Annotated in this window: 12 protein-coding genes and 1 other RNA gene; 4 read left to right on the top strand and 9 right to left on the bottom strand. The window is 66.5% G+C overall.

Going from position 1 to position 13,864, the window contains the following annotated elements:
• Nucleotides 1–14 precede the first annotated feature (14 nt).
• The 5 genes from AC1RLU_RS04670 to AC1RLU_RS04650 form a co-directional block, all read right to left on the bottom strand.
• Nucleotides 15–1,790: a peptidoglycan D,D-transpeptidase FtsI family protein gene (locus tag AC1RLU_RS04670; RefSeq protein WP_492794120.1), complete on the bottom strand. Its 1,776-nt coding sequence runs from the start codon at nt 1,788–1,790 to the stop codon at nt 15–17.
• Nucleotides 1,787–2,173 (bottom strand): cell division protein FtsL, encoded by a 387-nt coding sequence (gene ftsL, locus AC1RLU_RS04665; RefSeq protein ID WP_061966771.1) that lies wholly within the window; start codon nt 2,171–2,173, stop codon nt 1,787–1,789. The genes AC1RLU_RS04670 and ftsL overlap by 4 nt, the downstream gene beginning before the upstream one ends.
• Nucleotides 2,174–2,175: 2 nt before the next feature.
• Nucleotides 2,176–3,216 (bottom strand): 16S rRNA (cytosine(1402)-N(4))-methyltransferase RsmH, encoded by a 1,041-nt coding sequence (gene rsmH / locus AC1RLU_RS04660; RefSeq protein WP_492794119.1) that lies wholly within the window; start codon nt 3,214–3,216, stop codon nt 2,176–2,178.
• The gene (locus AC1RLU_RS04655) at nt 3,213–3,689 is read right to left on the bottom strand and encodes a division/cell wall cluster transcriptional repressor MraZ (RefSeq protein WP_091856431.1); all 477 of its coding nucleotides are present in this window, start codon (nt 3,687–3,689) and stop codon (nt 3,213–3,215) included. The genes rsmH and AC1RLU_RS04655 overlap by 4 nt, the downstream gene beginning before the upstream one ends.
• A gap of 478 nt (nt 3,690–4,167) precedes the next feature.
• Nucleotides 4,168–4,632, bottom strand: a complete 465-nt coding sequence (locus AC1RLU_RS04650; protein ID WP_492794117.1) for a MarR family winged helix-turn-helix transcriptional regulator — start codon at nt 4,630–4,632, stop codon at nt 4,168–4,170.
• A 149-nt stretch (nt 4,633–4,781) separates the two neighbouring features.
• Here AC1RLU_RS04650 and AC1RLU_RS04645 point away from each other — a divergent pair, with 149 nt between their 5' ends.
• Complete coding sequence (locus AC1RLU_RS04645; protein ID WP_113586727.1) at nt 4,782–5,204, top strand: organic hydroperoxide resistance protein; 423 nt, start codon at nt 4,782–4,784, stop codon at nt 5,202–5,204.
• Nucleotides 5,205–5,377: 173 nt separating this feature from the next.
• Here AC1RLU_RS04645 and rnpB read toward each other — a convergent pair.
• Both rnpB and AC1RLU_RS04635 read right to left on the bottom strand, forming a co-directional pair.
• Nucleotides 5,378–5,784: RNase P RNA component class A (rnpB, locus tag AC1RLU_RS04640), an RNA gene on the bottom strand.
• Between the two features lie 158 nt (nt 5,785–5,942).
• A complete protein-coding gene (locus AC1RLU_RS04635) occupies nt 5,943–6,581 on the bottom strand; it encodes a lytic transglycosylase domain-containing protein (protein ID WP_492794115.1) in 639 nt (212 codons plus the stop codon).
• A gap of 354 nt (nt 6,582–6,935) precedes the next feature.
• Between AC1RLU_RS04635 and AC1RLU_RS04630 the strand changes: the two genes are divergently transcribed.
• The 3 genes from AC1RLU_RS04630 to AC1RLU_RS04620 all read left to right on the top strand — a co-directional run bounded on the left by AC1RLU_RS04630 (nt 6,936) and on the right by AC1RLU_RS04620 (nt 9,556).
• Nucleotides 6,936–7,685 carry a TerB family tellurite resistance protein gene (locus tag AC1RLU_RS04630; RefSeq protein WP_091856429.1) on the top strand — a complete coding sequence of 250 codons (750 nt, stop codon included), beginning with the start codon at nt 6,936–6,938 and terminating at the stop codon, nt 7,683–7,685.
• Nucleotides 7,686–7,695: 10 nt separating this feature from the next.
• Nucleotides 7,696–8,499, top strand: a complete 804-nt coding sequence (locus AC1RLU_RS04625) for a peptidoglycan recognition protein family protein (protein WP_492794114.1) — start codon at nt 7,696–7,698, stop codon at nt 8,497–8,499.
• Nucleotides 8,500–8,614: 115 nt separating this feature from the next.
• Nucleotides 8,615–9,556 (top strand): diguanylate cyclase domain-containing protein, encoded by a 942-nt coding sequence (locus AC1RLU_RS04620; protein ID WP_492794112.1) that lies wholly within the window; start codon nt 8,615–8,617, stop codon nt 9,554–9,556.
• Nucleotides 9,557–9,621: 65 nt separating this feature from the next.
• On the opposite strand, the gene AC1RLU_RS04615 is transcribed toward AC1RLU_RS04620, so the two are convergent.
• Nucleotides 9,622–10,056, bottom strand: a complete 435-nt coding sequence (locus AC1RLU_RS04615; RefSeq protein WP_492794110.1) for a GNAT family N-acetyltransferase — start codon at nt 10,054–10,056, stop codon at nt 9,622–9,624.
• Nucleotides 10,057–10,111: 55 nt separating this feature from the next.
• The gene (gene metH, locus AC1RLU_RS04610) at nt 10,112–13,864 is read right to left on the bottom strand and encodes a methionine synthase (RefSeq protein ID WP_492794109.1); all 3,753 of its coding nucleotides are present in this window, start codon (nt 13,862–13,864) and stop codon (nt 10,112–10,114) included.

The following is a 13,864-nucleotide window of genomic DNA, read 5'->3' as shown; positions in this document are numbered from 1 at the left end:
GTTATAGGTCGAGATCAGCGCGAACCCCAGGCACCGAGCCTCGCCATCAGCGGGAACGGCGACGGCGGCGGATCGAAGCGGGGGTTCAGCCCCAGGATCGGCGCGGCGCGCTCGATCACCCGGCCGGTCGTGACGCCGGCATTCCACGCCGCGGTCGAATAACCGCCGCTCTCGGCATAGCCCTTCGGCTCGTCATAGATCGCCAGGAACAGGTATTTCGGCTTGTCGGAGGGAGCGATCGCCGTGAAGGTCGTGAAGTTCTTGTTCTTGGCGTAGCGGCCGTTGATGACCTTCTCGGCCGTGCCGGTCTTGCCGCCGACGAAATAGCCTTCGATATTCGCCTTCCGGGCCGAGCCCTTCTCGCCGTTGAGCCGCATGATGAAGCGCATCGCCTCGGAGGTCTCCGGCTTGATGACGCGCGTCGCGACCTTGCGGGCCTCCTCCTCGGACCGCACCAGGAAGGTCGGCTTCATCAGGTAGCCGCCATTCACCAGCGCCGCCACCGCCGCCAGCGCCTGCAGCGGCGCGACGGCGAGGCCGTGGCCGAAGGCGATGGTCGCGGTGTTGATCTCGCCCCAGCGCTGCGGGACGATCGGCGCCGCGCTTTCCGGCAGCTCCGTCGTCATCCGGTCGAGCTGCATCATCTTCTTGAGGAAGGCCTTGTGGCCCTCGACGCCGACGGCCAGCGCCATCTTGATCGAGCCCATATTCGACGAATGCAGGAACACCTCCGGCACCGTCAGCGTGCGGCCCGTGCCGTGGTATTCCTTGATGACCTGGCGGCCGAAGCGCATCATGCCGCCGGCGGTCGAGAAGCTCGAATTAATGTTGACCTTGCCGGAATCGAGCGCCATCGCGATGGTCAGCGCCTTGAAGGTCGAACCCATCTCGTAGACGCCGACATTCATCCGGTTGATCCGGTCCTTCTCCAGCGCATCGACGGGGTTGCCCGGGTCGAAATCCGGCAGCGAGACCAGCGCGATCACCTCCCCGGTGTTCACGTCCATGATCGCGCCCGCCGCGGCGATCGCCTTGAAGCGCTCGAGCCCCTTGGACAGTTCGTCGCGCAGCAGGTGCTGGACGCGCAGGTCGATCGACAGCTTGACCGGCTTCAGGTCGGAGGCTTCGGTCGCGAGGCCCGCGCCGTTCAGGTCCTGCAGTCCCTGCGAGTCGATGTATTTCTCGATGCCGGCGATGCCGACATTGTCGATATTGGCGAAGCCGAGCACATGCGCCGCCGCGTTGCCGTTCGGATAGACGCGCTTGTTCTCGGGCACGAAACCGACGCCGGGGATGCCGAGCCGGTGCACCTCGGCCTGCTGGCGCGGCGTGATCTCGCGCTTGACCCAGACGAAGCCCTTCTTGGTACCGAGCTTGTCGCGCAAATCCTTGGCGTCGAGATCGGGCAGAACGGCCGTCAGCAGCTCGGTCGCCTCGTCCTTGTCGAGGATGCGGCGTGGCTCGGCGAAGACCGAGACCGTGCGGATATCGGTCGCCATGACATCGCCATTGCGGTCGACGATGTCGGGCCGGGCGGCGGAGATGGCATTGGAGGTGGCGCGGCGCAGGCCGACCTGCTCGTTCGGAGCAACGCCGAGATAGACCAGCCGGCCGATGATCGCGAGGAACAGGGCGGAGAAACCGAGGATGACGAGGCCGACGCGCGGCTCGCTCTTCTCCCCGCTCATGCGGAAGACGTCGCGCAGCCAGGCCAGGCGCCCGCGCTTCACGACGGCTTCCGTCGCCTCGGCCTGCTGCTCTGCCGCTTCGTGATGCATCGACTGGCTCATGGCATGGCTCCCGGCGTCGTCGCGCTCGCCTTGCGATCCCTGGGGGTCTCGGTCGGCAGGCCGAGGCCGAGATCCTCGAGCTTGCGGCCGATGGCATCGACCTTGGGGCCGCGGTTCGGGATGTCCGAGGGTTTGACCACCTGCGTCACCACGAAGGGCTGGAGGTCGAGATGGCGCTCCGCCAGCATCTGGACGCGGTCGGGCCGGTTGAGGAACTGCCACTCGGCCTTGAGCACCTGGATCGCGTCGCGCTCGCGCTGGGTCTTGCCCTTGAGCTTCTGGAGATGCTCGGTCGCCAGCGTCGTCTCGTATTTGATCGAATAGGCATAGACCGCCGAGGAGACCAGCGCGCCGATGGCGATGATGTGCAGGAGCTTGATCACGCTCAGGGCCTCCGGCGCGGCTGCGGGGCAGGAACGGTAGAGAGCGCGACGAGCCCGGCATCGGCCCGGCGCGACGGCGCATCGTTGCGCTCGGCGGCGCGCAGCTTGGCCGAGCGCGCCCGCGGATTGGCGCGCATCTCGGCTTCGGACGGTGCGACGGCACCCTTCTCGACCAACCTGAAGGTCGGCTGCGCAACGGCCACCGCCGGCGCATGGCGCGAGCCCGCTGATACCCGGCCGGAGCGCTCGGCGAAGAACTGCTTGACGATGCGGTCTTCGAGGGAATGGAAGGTGACCACGACGAGCCGCCCGCCGGGCTTCAGCACTGTTTCGGCCGCGTGCAGCGCCCGGACCAACTCGCCGAGCTCGTCATTGACCGCGATGCGCAGCGCCTGGAAGACCCGCGTCGCCGGATGGGCGCCACCAGGCTCGCCGCGCACGATGCCGGCAACGAGATCGGCAAGCTGCTTGGTCGTCGTGATCGGCGCCTTGCGGCGGGCCTCGACCACGGCGCGGGCGACGGCGCGCGAGCGGCGCTCCTCGCCATAATGATAGAAGATATTGGCGAGCAGCCCTTCCTCTGCCTCGTTGACGAGGTCGGCGGCGCTCTGCCCGGAGCTGCTCATACGCATGTCCAACGGCCCGTCGAAGCGAAACGAAAAGCCGCGCTCGGCCTGGTCGATCTGCATCGACGAGACGCCGATATCGAGCACGACGCCGTCGAGCGGCGTCATCCTGAAGCGCTCGGCCTCCTCGGCCAGCTCGCCGAAATTGGCCTGGGACAGGGTCAATCGTCCCGCCATGGCGGCCACGAGATCGGCTCCGCCAGCGATCGCAGAGGGATCGCGGTCGAGCCCGAGCAGGGTAACCTCGGGCGCGGCTTCGAGGATCGCGCGCGAATAGCCCCCTGCCCCGAAGGTGCCGTCGAGATAGCGCCCGCCGGCCTGCGGCGCGAGCGCCTCCAGCACCTCGGCGAGCAATACGGGCACATGACGAACCGATCCGCCAATGGCTCCGCCGGAACGGTCGCCATGGTCGCTCATGTGCCCGAGCCTCCCGTTGGAATGGTCAAACTGCCGAGCGTGCGCTTCACGTCGCGCAACCGGGTCCGCGCCGCATCGAGATGCGCGCGGAACCGCTCCGGCTCCCAGATCTGGAATTTGTGGCCGTGGCCGACGAAGGTCACGGCGTCGCCGATCCCGGCATGCGCCTTCAGCGCCTCGCTCAGCACCATCCGCCCCTCCGTATCGACCTTCAGCACCTCCGAGGTGCCATTCAGCGCCGTCGAGAGCAGCTCCCACTCGTCCGAGAACGGCGAGAAGCGCGCGAGAATATCGTCGATCGTGGCCCGAAGCGCATTGCCGCCGGCATCCAGCGCCGGCAGGTCGAGGCCCTGATGGACATAGAGGCCCTCGTAGCCGTCCTTCGCCAGCACCGACCGGAAGCTCGACGGAATGGAAACGCGCCCCTTGGCGTCGAGCCGGTTCGTGAAATTCGAGACGAAGCGGTCCGTCAACGCCGCCTCCCGGCCTGCTCTTCAAGGCGCCACCGCTGAGATGGGCAAGCGGCGAAAAGTCCCCCCGTCGAAGCGGGCAAGGCACGCCCGCAAGCCAAATTCCGCGCGGCACACGGAGCCTGACCCTTGGATTGCCTGCCGGCTTCGACGGGATGATTTGGGATAGCATGGGCCTTTATGGGCGTCAATGGAATCGCAGGCGCAGCGACGCACCTGCCGGGACTCTCCGGCATCACAGCTTGTTAAGGTTAAGTATCCGTAAGCACGCGCAATTCGGCACCCGCCTGACCTCCTGGGCCAGCGGAAGACGCGTCAGCGCTGCGAAAAATTTTTACGAAAGCGCGCCGTTATTTTTGGCGAGCCGACAAGCGGGACAGATCCGGAAGCCTCGAAGGACACCGCACGGTTGTCATTCCGGCGCGCGCTTCAGGCGCGAACCCGGAATGACAGTGGCGGCGGCTACGGCAAAAGGCGTCGGTCAGCCGTCGCGTGACGACGCCAGCAGCGCATCGCGGACGAGATCGAGTTGGTCGCGCAAGCGGCCCGCATCGCCCGCCGTCCCGCCGAGCGCCTCGCCGACAGCCTCCTGGACGCAGCGCCCCTGCTCGCGCAGGCTCTCGCCCTTCTCGGCGAGGTGGATGCGCACCTGCCGCTCATCGCGGGCGTCGCGCTCGCGCCGGATCAGGGCGGACGCCTCCAACCGCTTCAGCAGCGGCGTCAGCGTGCCGGAATCGAGCATCAATCGCTCGCCGAGCTCCTTCACCGTGAGCCCGTCCTGCTCCCAGAGCACCAGCATGACCAGATATTGCGGATAGGTCAGCCCGAGCGCGGCCAGGATCGGACGATAGGCCCGGTTGAAGGCGTGGCCGGCCTGATAGATCGCGAAGCAGAGCTGCTGCTCCAGACGCGGCATCCCGTCCCCGGCCCTGTCCCGCTTCGCCATCACGCCCTCGCCGATCATCCTGCTTCACGCAAAACCGAAAGCGGCCCCATAATCAACCGCCCTCTATCACGCTCAAATTAATTGTTGACAATCTAATTGTACACAATCTAAATAGCAACCATCAGCTCACTTGAGGAAGGAAACCGATCATGAAGACGCTCTACACCGCCCATGGTTCCGCCACCGGCGGCCGCGAAGGCCAGGCCGCGACCGATACCGGCAACGTCAAGCTCGTGCTGAATACACCCAAGGAGCTCGGCGGCGGCGGTGGCGACGGCACCAATCCCGAGCAGCTCTTCGCCATCGGCTATTCGGCCTGCTTCCTCGGCGCGCTCAAGTTCGTCGCCGGCAAGGAGAAGGTGAAGATCCCGGATGATGCGAAGGTCTCGGCCGATATCGGCATCGGCCCGCGCGACGACGGCCAGGGCTTCGGCATCACTGCGAAGCTGACCGTCTCGGTGCCCGGCCTCGACAAGGCCGCCGTCGAGGACCTCGTCAAGAAGGCCCATGTGGTTTGCCCCTATTCGCACGCGACGAAGGGCAACATCCCGGTCGAGACGACGGTGGCCTGAGCCTGCACGGTCCGGCTCAATGAGCCGCTCCCCGAGACCGATCGGGAATTCGGTCCGGTGAGGCGGCCGGTGTGGCTTTCGAGAACCGGAGCGCAGCGGACATCGGTCCGTGAGCACCGGAAGGGCAGAAAGCCGCGTCGGATGCCCGCCGGAGTAGAATTCACGACGGTCGAGGTGCCAGTCGGCCTGTAAGCCGGGTTTTGGATGGCCGGAGGATCGCTCCCCCGACGTGACGGCCATTCCTCTGGGACGCGCATTGCTGCGCGCCTCGAGCAACCAACCCGGACGACCAGGCACAGAAACCTGCCCCTGCCCGCTTGCGCAGGCAGCATCGTCCCTATTCGGTTTTGCTCCCGGTGGGGCTTGCCATGCCGTCCCCGTTGCCGGGTCCGCGGTGCGCTCTTACCGCACCTTTTCACCCTTACCCTGCCGGAAAAGCCGAAACTCTCCAGCGCAGGGCGGTTCGATCTCTGTGGCGCTTTCCCTGGGGTCGCCCCCGCCGGACGTTATCCGGCACCGTGTTTCCGTGGAGCCCGGACTTTCCTCCCCCGCGAGCGAGAGCGGCCGTCCGGCCGACTGGCGAGGGGGAGATGCGCGCTGGCGCGGCCCGCGTCAAGCACAACCGCGCGGCTGGAGCATCGGACCGAAAAGTGGAATGCGCTTTTCGGAGAAATCCGATGCTAAATTAAAAAGCTAGATCGCCACTTTGCATCCGATAGGACGCGAGGCGGTCCAGGGTCAGTTGCGAGCGGTAATGGTGCGCACCTTGGCGCAATAGGCGCGGTTGGCACCGCTCATCCGGTTCGTCATGTGGCCGCTCTGGTACTTCATCACCGTGCGGCAGGTGTCGCCGCCGGCCATCTTGTAGGCCATGGCGAGATATTTCATGCCGTAGCGCGCATTGGTCTCGGCATCGAGCAGGCCGCTGGCGCTGCCGGAATAGCCCAGGCCGCGCGCCGTCTGGTGGCGGATCTGCATCAGGCCGTAATTGCCGGCATGCGAGGCGCGGGGATTGTAGCGGCTTTCGACGCGCACGACGGCATCGGCCAGCGAGAACGGCACGCCATTGGCAGCCGCGTGACGCGCGACGATCGCCTTGATGCCTTCGGTTCCGGCCGGAGCCGCCAGCGCGCGGCTGGCGCGGGTCTCGGTCTTGTCGCCTTCAGCCTTGGCAGCGCGGGTGGCTGCCTTCGGCGCAGGCGCTTCGGCGGAAGCCTTCTCGCCGCCGGCTTCAGCGGCCTTGGCGCGGGCGATCTCGGCGTCGCGAAGAACGATAGCTCTGGGGTCCGTTTCCGCATTGACGAAATCCTCGGCCAGGGCAACCCCGGAGAGGCTAATCAGGCACGCAGCCGCGAGACCACCACAGATATATCGCATGTCGAATTGAACCCCATTGAGCCATGACTGGCCGATGGGGCCGCTCAACTGATGGTCGAATGTGTCGATAATCTGGCGCATACCATAGAAAAACGCACAACTATCAACGTAAACAGGAATGTATTCTATATTTAACTATTCAGTATTCATATGTATTCGGTCACTCGAAAAACTTCGCCGGCTCCCCGCCCGCCGGAACGAATCAAGCAGGCGAATCGGCCGCCGCATTCCGGCCGTATTCCCGGCCGGAACCGGATTTTTGGCGCGGCAGGCCGTCGCACCGGGCGCTCTTGCGCGAACAAGCCCCCTTCTCCCATCATCGGCGCATTCGGATTCACCGGGATCGATTATGTGATGGCTTCCTCTTTCTGGGGCGCTCTGGGCGGCGGCGGGCTCGGCCTCGTGATCGGCGGGCCGCTGGGCGCACTCGTCGGCGCGCTGGCCGGCCATGTCCTGGTCGATCGCGAAGGCGCGCCATTCGGCCCGGCACCGCGCGAGCTCGTCTTCACCACCGGCCTCGTCGCGCTCGCTGCCAAGATGGCGCGCTCGGACGGCGTCGTGACCTGCGACGAGATCACCGCCTTCCGCCGCATCGTCGAGGTCCCGCCTGACCAGCAGCAGCGCATCGAGGCCCTGTTCGATCTCGCCAAGCAGACCAGCGCCGGCTTCGAGGCCTATGCCTCGCAGATCGCAGGCGCCTTCAAGGATGAGCCTGCCCTGCTGGAGGACGTGCTCGACGGCCTCTTCCTGATCGCCGCTGCCGATGGCGCGATCCACGAGGCCGAGCACGCCTATCTCCAGTCGGTCGCCGGCATCTTCGGCATCGCCGAGCCCGATTTCGCCCGGATCGAGGCCCGCCATGCCCGCCGCCCGGACGACCCCTATCTCGTGCTCGGCGCCAGCCGCGAGATGGACGACGCCGAGCTGAAGCGCCATTACCGCCACCTCGTCGCCGAAACCCATCCCGACCGCGAGATCGCCCGCGGCCTGCCCGAGGAGGCGATCGCCATCGCGACGCGCCGCATCGCCGCGATCAACGCTGCCTGGGACGCGATCCAGAAAGAACGCGGCATGAGCCGCAGCCTCGCGCCCCAACCCGCCTGAGCCGCCTCCTATGACCGAAATCGCCCCGCCGGACGTTGCCAGGCCCGACAGCCGCTTTGCCGCAAAGATCTTCCCATCGCCCAACCATGGCGAGCGCAGGAATCCGGATGGCACGCCCGGCCGCCGGCCCGACATGCTGATCCTGCACTACACCGGCATGCCGGTGGCCGGCGAAGCGCTGCAATGGCTCTGCAACCCGGTCGCGCAGGTTTCCTCGCATTATTTCGTGTTCGAGAACGGCCACACGCTCCAGCTTGTGCCGGAGGGTCGGCGCGCCTGGCATGCCGGCGCCTCGCACTGGGCCGGCGAGACCGACATCAACTCCTGCTCGATCGGCATCGAGATCGCCAATCCCGGCCATCCCGGCGGCCTGCCCGATTACCCGGAAGAGCAGATCGTCGCGACGCTCAACCTCTGCCGCGACATCTGCGAGCGCTGGTCGATCCCGCCCCAGCGCGTGCTCGCCCATTCCGACATCGCGCCCGGCCGCAAGATCGATCCCGGCGAGAAATTCCCCTGGCGCCGCTTCGCCGAAGCTGGCGTCGGCCGGTGGAGCGAGCCGGCCCCGATCCGCGGCGGGCGCTTCTTCGCCCGCGGCGAGAGCGGCCAGCCGGTCGAGGCGCTTCAGGCGATGTTCGCGATGCTCGGCTACGGCGTCACGGTCGACGGCGTCTTCGACGACAGGCTCGAAGCGATCGTCGCCGCCTTCCAACGCCATTGGCGCCCGGAAAAGGTCGACGGCATCGCCGATTCCTCGACGATCACCACCCTGCGCGACCTGCTCGCGTCCGCGCAAGGCGGGCGCAGCGCCTGAACCAGGGACCGTGACGCCGCAGCGCATGAAACGGCCAAACGCGCCACGAAGCGCAAGGGTCGCTTAACGCTCGCGGCCTAGGCTGCCCTCGATCGTCGACCGGCAGGAGGGCGCCGTGGATAGCCAGCAGCTCATCGCAGCCACCAGGCCGCTCTACGAGCGCTCGCTCGCGCCCGCCGCGCTCGGCGCCTGGGAATGCAGCCTCGCCAACGAGACCCTGAGCTGGACCGACGGGGTCTACGACCTGTTCAGCCTGCAGCGCGGCAGCGAAATCTACCGCAAGGCGACCCTCGACCTCTACGAGGAGGGGTCCCGGCGCGAGATGGAGCAGCATCGCAGCAACGCCATCCGCACCGGGCAGGGCTTCGCGCTCGATTGCCGGATCAGGGCGGTGAATGGCGACAAGCGCTGGATGCGCCTCATCGTCGGCGTCGGCTATCAGCATGGCCGGCCGAGCCGCATCTTCGGCTCGAAGCAGGATGTCACCGCCGAGAAGGGCTTGTGGAACAGCGTCTCCAGCCTCACGCGAGCGGAGCCCCCAACGAGCCCCGCAGCACGCCGCAGCTTCACCGACATCCTCAGGCAGGTCCGGCAGGACCGGGGCCGGGCATCCGAATGCCTCGCTCTTGCGATCTTCGAGATCGATCGCTTTCCGACAATCGTCGAAAATCACGGCCGGGCCGCCGGCGACGACATCATCCGCTGCTTCGGCGAGCGCCTGCGCCGGCTCTTTCCCGATGCCCTGGCGATCGACCAGACGGGCCCGAGCGCTTTCGCCCTTTTGCTGCGAATGCCGGGCGACAAGGGTTACCTGGCCTCAATGCTCGCCGGCACGCGCAAGCTGCTGTGCCGGCCGATCCCGCGCGGCTACCTCGTCATCGATTTCACGGCCTCGATCGGCGCGGCCCTGCTGAAGACCGAGGGCTACTGCGAGCAGAACGAGATCTTCGCGGAAGCCGAGGCGGCACTCCATGTCGCGGGCCTCGCCGGCGGAGATTGCATCCGCGTCTTCGACGGCCCGGTCACGGCCGTCAGCCGGGCAGCGCTGGCGGGTTAGGCGAGATCCTCTTCCGCGAGGTCATCTCGTCATTCCGGGATTGTCCGGAATCACGGCCCAAAAACTCATAGTTGCCGCGTGAAGACGATCTGTCCGTCGAGGCCGCGTCCCCGGTCGTGCCAGCCATGGCGGCGATAGAAGCGCTCCGCCCGCGTGCCGGCGCCGGTTTCGAGCCAGGCCTGGGCATGGCCCGCAGCCTTCAACCCAGCCAGCGCCGCATCGAGCAACGCCCGGCCATGGCCGCGCCCCTCCTGCGCCGGATCGACGAACAAAGCCCAGACCAATCCGGTCTGGTGGTTGGCGCAAGCGAAGCCCGCGATCTCGCCCGCGCTTTCGGCAACGAGGAAGATCGCATTATCGCGATACCAGGCGACCTCCTCGGCCGTCACCTTCGAGGGATCGCTCAGGATGTTCTCGCGCACGGCCATACGGATGGCGTGGATGCGCGGCTGATCCGCCGCCACCACCTTGCGGATCAGCCTTGTCGCGTCAGTCGTCACGAATTCTCTCCAGCGCTGCCGCAGGCGTGATGCCCACAGCAGTGCTGGAAGGCAACTACTCCGCCGCCTGCAGGCGATAGGCCGCGGTGTCGTAGTTGAGGATCGGCGCCAGCCAGCGCTCGACCTCCTCGATCGTCATGCCCTTGCGCGCGGCATAATCCTCGACCTGATCGCGCTCGACCTTGGCGACGCCGAAATAATAGGCCTCCGGATGCGAGAAATAGAGCCCCGAGACCGAGGAGCCCGGCCACATCGCATAGCTCTCGGTCAGCTTCACGCCGACGCGGCGCTCGGCCTCCAGCAGCCGGAACAGGGTCGCCTTCTCGGTGTGGTCAGGCTGGGCCGGATAACCCGGCGCCGGGCGGATGCCGCGATATTCCTCGCGGATCAGATCCTCGTTCGAGAAGGCCTCGTCCGGTGCGTAGCCCCAGAACTCCTTGCGCACGAGCTGGTGCATGCGCTCGGCGAAAGCCTCGGCGAAGCGATCCGCCAGCGCCTTGACCATGATCGAGCGATAGTCGTCGTTGTCGCGCGCGAATTTCTCGGAGATCCGTTCCTCCTCCGCCCCGGCCGTGACGGCGAAGGCGCCGATATAGTCGGGCGCAACACCCTCCGGCGCGACGAAGTCCGAGAGGCAGAGATTGGGCTTGCCGTCGCGGCGCAGGAGCTGCTGGCGCAGGCCGTGGAAGGTCGCGAGCTCATCGGCCCGGCTCTCGCCGGTATAGAGGCGGATGTCGTCGCCGACCGCATTCGCCGGCCAGAAACCGATCACCGCCTTCGGATTGAACCAGCGCTCCTCGACGATGCGCTTCAGCATCGACTGCGCATCGTCCCAGAGCGCGCGCGCGGCCTCGCCCTGCTTCTCGTCCTGCAGGATCGCCGGGAAGCGGCCCTTCAGTTCCCAGGTCTGGAAGAACGGCGTCCAGTCGAGCACCGGCACGAGATCGGCGATGTCGTAGGTCCGGAAGGTACGGGTGCCGAGGAAGCTCGGCTTCGGCGGCTGGTAGGCTGCCCAATCCGTCTTGAAGGGATTGGCGCGCGCCTTGGCCAGCGGCAGGCGCTGCTTGTCGGCTTCCGAGCGGCGATGCGCCTCGGCGACCTTGGCATATTCCGCCTGCACGCCTGCGACATAACCCGGCTTCTGCTCCGACGAGAGCAGGCTCGACACCACGCCCACAGCGCGCGAGGCATCGTTCACATGCACCGCCTGGCCCTTCTCATAGGCCGGGTGGATCTTCACCGCCGTATGGACGCGGCTGGTCGTCGCCCCGCCGATCAGGAGCGGGATGTCGAAGCCCTCGCGCTCCATCTCGGAGGCGACCGTCACCATCTCGTCGAGCGAGGGCGTGATCAGCCCGGAGAGGCCGATGATGTCGACATTCTCCCGACGCGCGGTCTCCAGGATCTTCTGGGTCGGCACCATCACGCCGAGGTCGATCACCTCATAATTATTGCACTGGAGCACGACGCCGACGATATTCTTGCCGATGTCGTGGACATCGCCCTTCACCGTCGCCATCAGCACCTTGCCGGCGGCCGAGCGCTCGGAGCCGCCGTTCAGGCGCTTCTCCTCCTCCATATAGGGCATGAGATAGGCGACGGCCTGCTTCATCACGCGGGCGGATTTCACCACCTGCGGCAGGAACATCTTGCCCGCGCCGAAGAGGTCGCCGACCACGTTCATGCCGGCCATCAGCGGGCCCTCGATGACATGCAGCGGCTTCTCGGCGCGCTGGCGCGCTTCCTCGGTATCGGCCTCGATGAACTCGGTGATGCCGGCGACCAGCGCATGCTCAAGCCGCTTCTCCACTGGCAGTTCGCGCCAGGCGAGGTCCTTGCCTGAAGCCGCGACCGAACCATCGCCCTTGAAGCGCGGCGCAGCCTCCAGCAGGCGCTCGGTCGAATCCTTGCGGCGGTTGAGGACGACGTCCTCGCAGAGCTCGCGCAGTTCGGGGTCGAGATCGTCATAGCTGCCGAGCTGGCCGGCATTGACGATGCCCATGTCCATGCCGGCCTTGATGCAATGGTACAGGAAGACCGAATGCATCGCCTCGCGCACCTTCTCATTGCCGCGGAACGAGAAGGACAGGTTCGAGACGCCACCCGAGATATGGGCATGCGGCAAGGTCTCGCGGATGGCCCGCGTCGCGTTGATGAAGTCGTTGCCGTAGTTGTCGTGCTCTTCGATGCCCGTCGCCACCGCGAAGATGTTCGGGTCGAAGATGATGTCCTCGGGCGGGAAGCCGATCGTCTCGGTCAGCAGCTTGTAGGCCCGGGTGCAGATCTCGATCTTGCGCTGGAAGGTGTCGGCCTGCCCGACCTCGTCGAAGGCCATCACGACCACCGCCGCGCCGTATTGCCGGCAGATGCGCGCCTGCTCGAGGAAGGCGTCCTCGCCCTCCTTCATCGAGATCGAGTTGACGATCGGCTTGCCCTGGATCGTCTTGAGACCGGCCTCGATCACCGGGAATTTCGACGAGTCGACCATGATCGGCACCCGGCTGATATCCGGCTCCGAGGCGATCAGGTTGCAGAACTCGGTCATCGCCTTCTCGGAATCGAGCAGGCCCTCGTCCATGTTGATGTCGATGACCTGCGCGCCGTTGGCGACCTGGTCGCGCGCCACGTCGAGCGCCGCGGCATAGTCGCCGGCCGTGATCAGCTTCCGGAACTTGGCCGAGCCGGTGACGTTGGTGCGCTCGCCGACGTTCACGAAGGGAATGGTCTCGTCGAGCGTGAACGGCTCCAGCCCCGCCAGACGGAGCCAGGGCTTGGGTTCGGGAATCTGGCGCGGCGCCTTGCCGGCGACGGCCTGGGCGATGGCGCGGATATGGTCCGGCGTGGTGCCGCAGCAGCCGCCGACCATGTTGACGAAGCCGGAATCGGTGAACTCCGCCAGCATCTGCGCGGTCGCTTCCGGCCGTTCGTCATAAAGGCCGAATTCGTTGGGCAGGCCGGCATTCGGATAGGCGCAGACCAGCGTACCGGCGATGCGCGACATGTCCTTGATATGCGCCCGCATCTCGCGCGCGCCGAGCGCGCAGTTGAGGCCGATGGTCAGCGGCGCGGCGTGGCGCACGGCGTTCCAGAAGGCCTCGACCGTCTGGCCCGACAGCGTACGGCCCGAAAGATCGGTGATCGTGCCGGAGATCATGACCGGCAGGCGAATGCCCTTGGCGCGGAACACCTCCTCGATCGCGACGATCGCGGCCTTGGCGTTGAGCGTGTCGAAGATCGTCTCGATCAGCAGCAGCTCCGAGCCGCCATCGATCAGGCCCCTCACCTGCTCGGCATAGGAATCGCGGACCTGGTCGAAGGTCACGGCGCGGAAGCCGGGATTGTTGACGTCGGGCGAGATCGAGAGCGTGCGGTTGGTCGGGCCGATCGCGCCGGCCACGTAACGGCGGCGCCCGTCTTCCTTCTCGGCGATCATGGCCGCCTCGCGGGCGAGGCGCGAGCAGGCGACGTTCAATTCGTAGACATAGGCCTCCATGCCGTAATCGGCCTGGGCGATCGAGGTGCCCGAGAAGGTATTGGTCTCGACGATATCCGCACCCGCCCGGAAATAGGCGAGATGGATGTCGCGCAGCGCCTCGGGCTGGGTCAGGGCGATGATGTCGTTATTGCCCTTGAGGTCGTGGTTGAAGCCCTTGAAGCGCTCGCCGCGGAAATCCGCTTCCGAGAGCTTCAGGTTCTGGATCTGCGTGCCCATCGCGCCGTCGAGCACGAGGATGCGTTCGCGCGCGGCCTGGCGCAGCGAGCGCTCGATTTCGGCGCCGTCGACGGGAGCGGGAATGAAGTCGGACAT

The organism is Allobosea sp. GW822-FHT05A11, from assembly GCF_058800455.1.
This window is presented reverse-complemented; position numbering and strand designations above follow the sequence as displayed.

Excerpts from the sequence above, each read along its gene's own strand:
- AC1RLU_RS04670 (WP_492794120.1), bottom strand. The coding sequence starts at position 1,790 with ATGAGCCAGTCGATGCATCACGAAGCGGCAGAGCAGCAGGCCGAGGCG.
- rsmH (WP_492794119.1), bottom strand. The coding sequence starts at position 3,216 with ATGAGCGACCATGGCGACCGTTCCGGCGGAGCCATTGGCGGATCGGTT.
- AC1RLU_RS04650 (WP_492794117.1), bottom strand. The coding sequence starts at position 4,632 with ATGGCGAAGCGGGACAGGGCCGGGGACGGGATGCCGCGTCTGGAGCAG.
- AC1RLU_RS04645 (WP_113586727.1), top strand. The coding sequence starts at position 4,782 with ATGAAGACGCTCTACACCGCCCATGGTTCCGCCACCGGCGGCCGCGAA.
- AC1RLU_RS04635 (WP_492794115.1), bottom strand. The coding sequence starts at position 6,581 with ATGCGATATATCTGTGGTGGTCTCGCGGCTGCGTGCCTGATTAGCCTC.
- AC1RLU_RS04630 (WP_091856429.1), top strand. The coding sequence starts at position 6,936 with ATGGCTTCCTCTTTCTGGGGCGCTCTGGGCGGCGGCGGGCTCGGCCTC.
- AC1RLU_RS04625 (WP_492794114.1), top strand. The coding sequence starts at position 7,696 with ATGACCGAAATCGCCCCGCCGGACGTTGCCAGGCCCGACAGCCGCTTT.
- metH (WP_492794109.1), bottom strand. The coding sequence starts at position 13,864 with ATGTCCGACTTCATTCCCGCTCCCGTCGACGGCGCCGAAATCGAGCGC.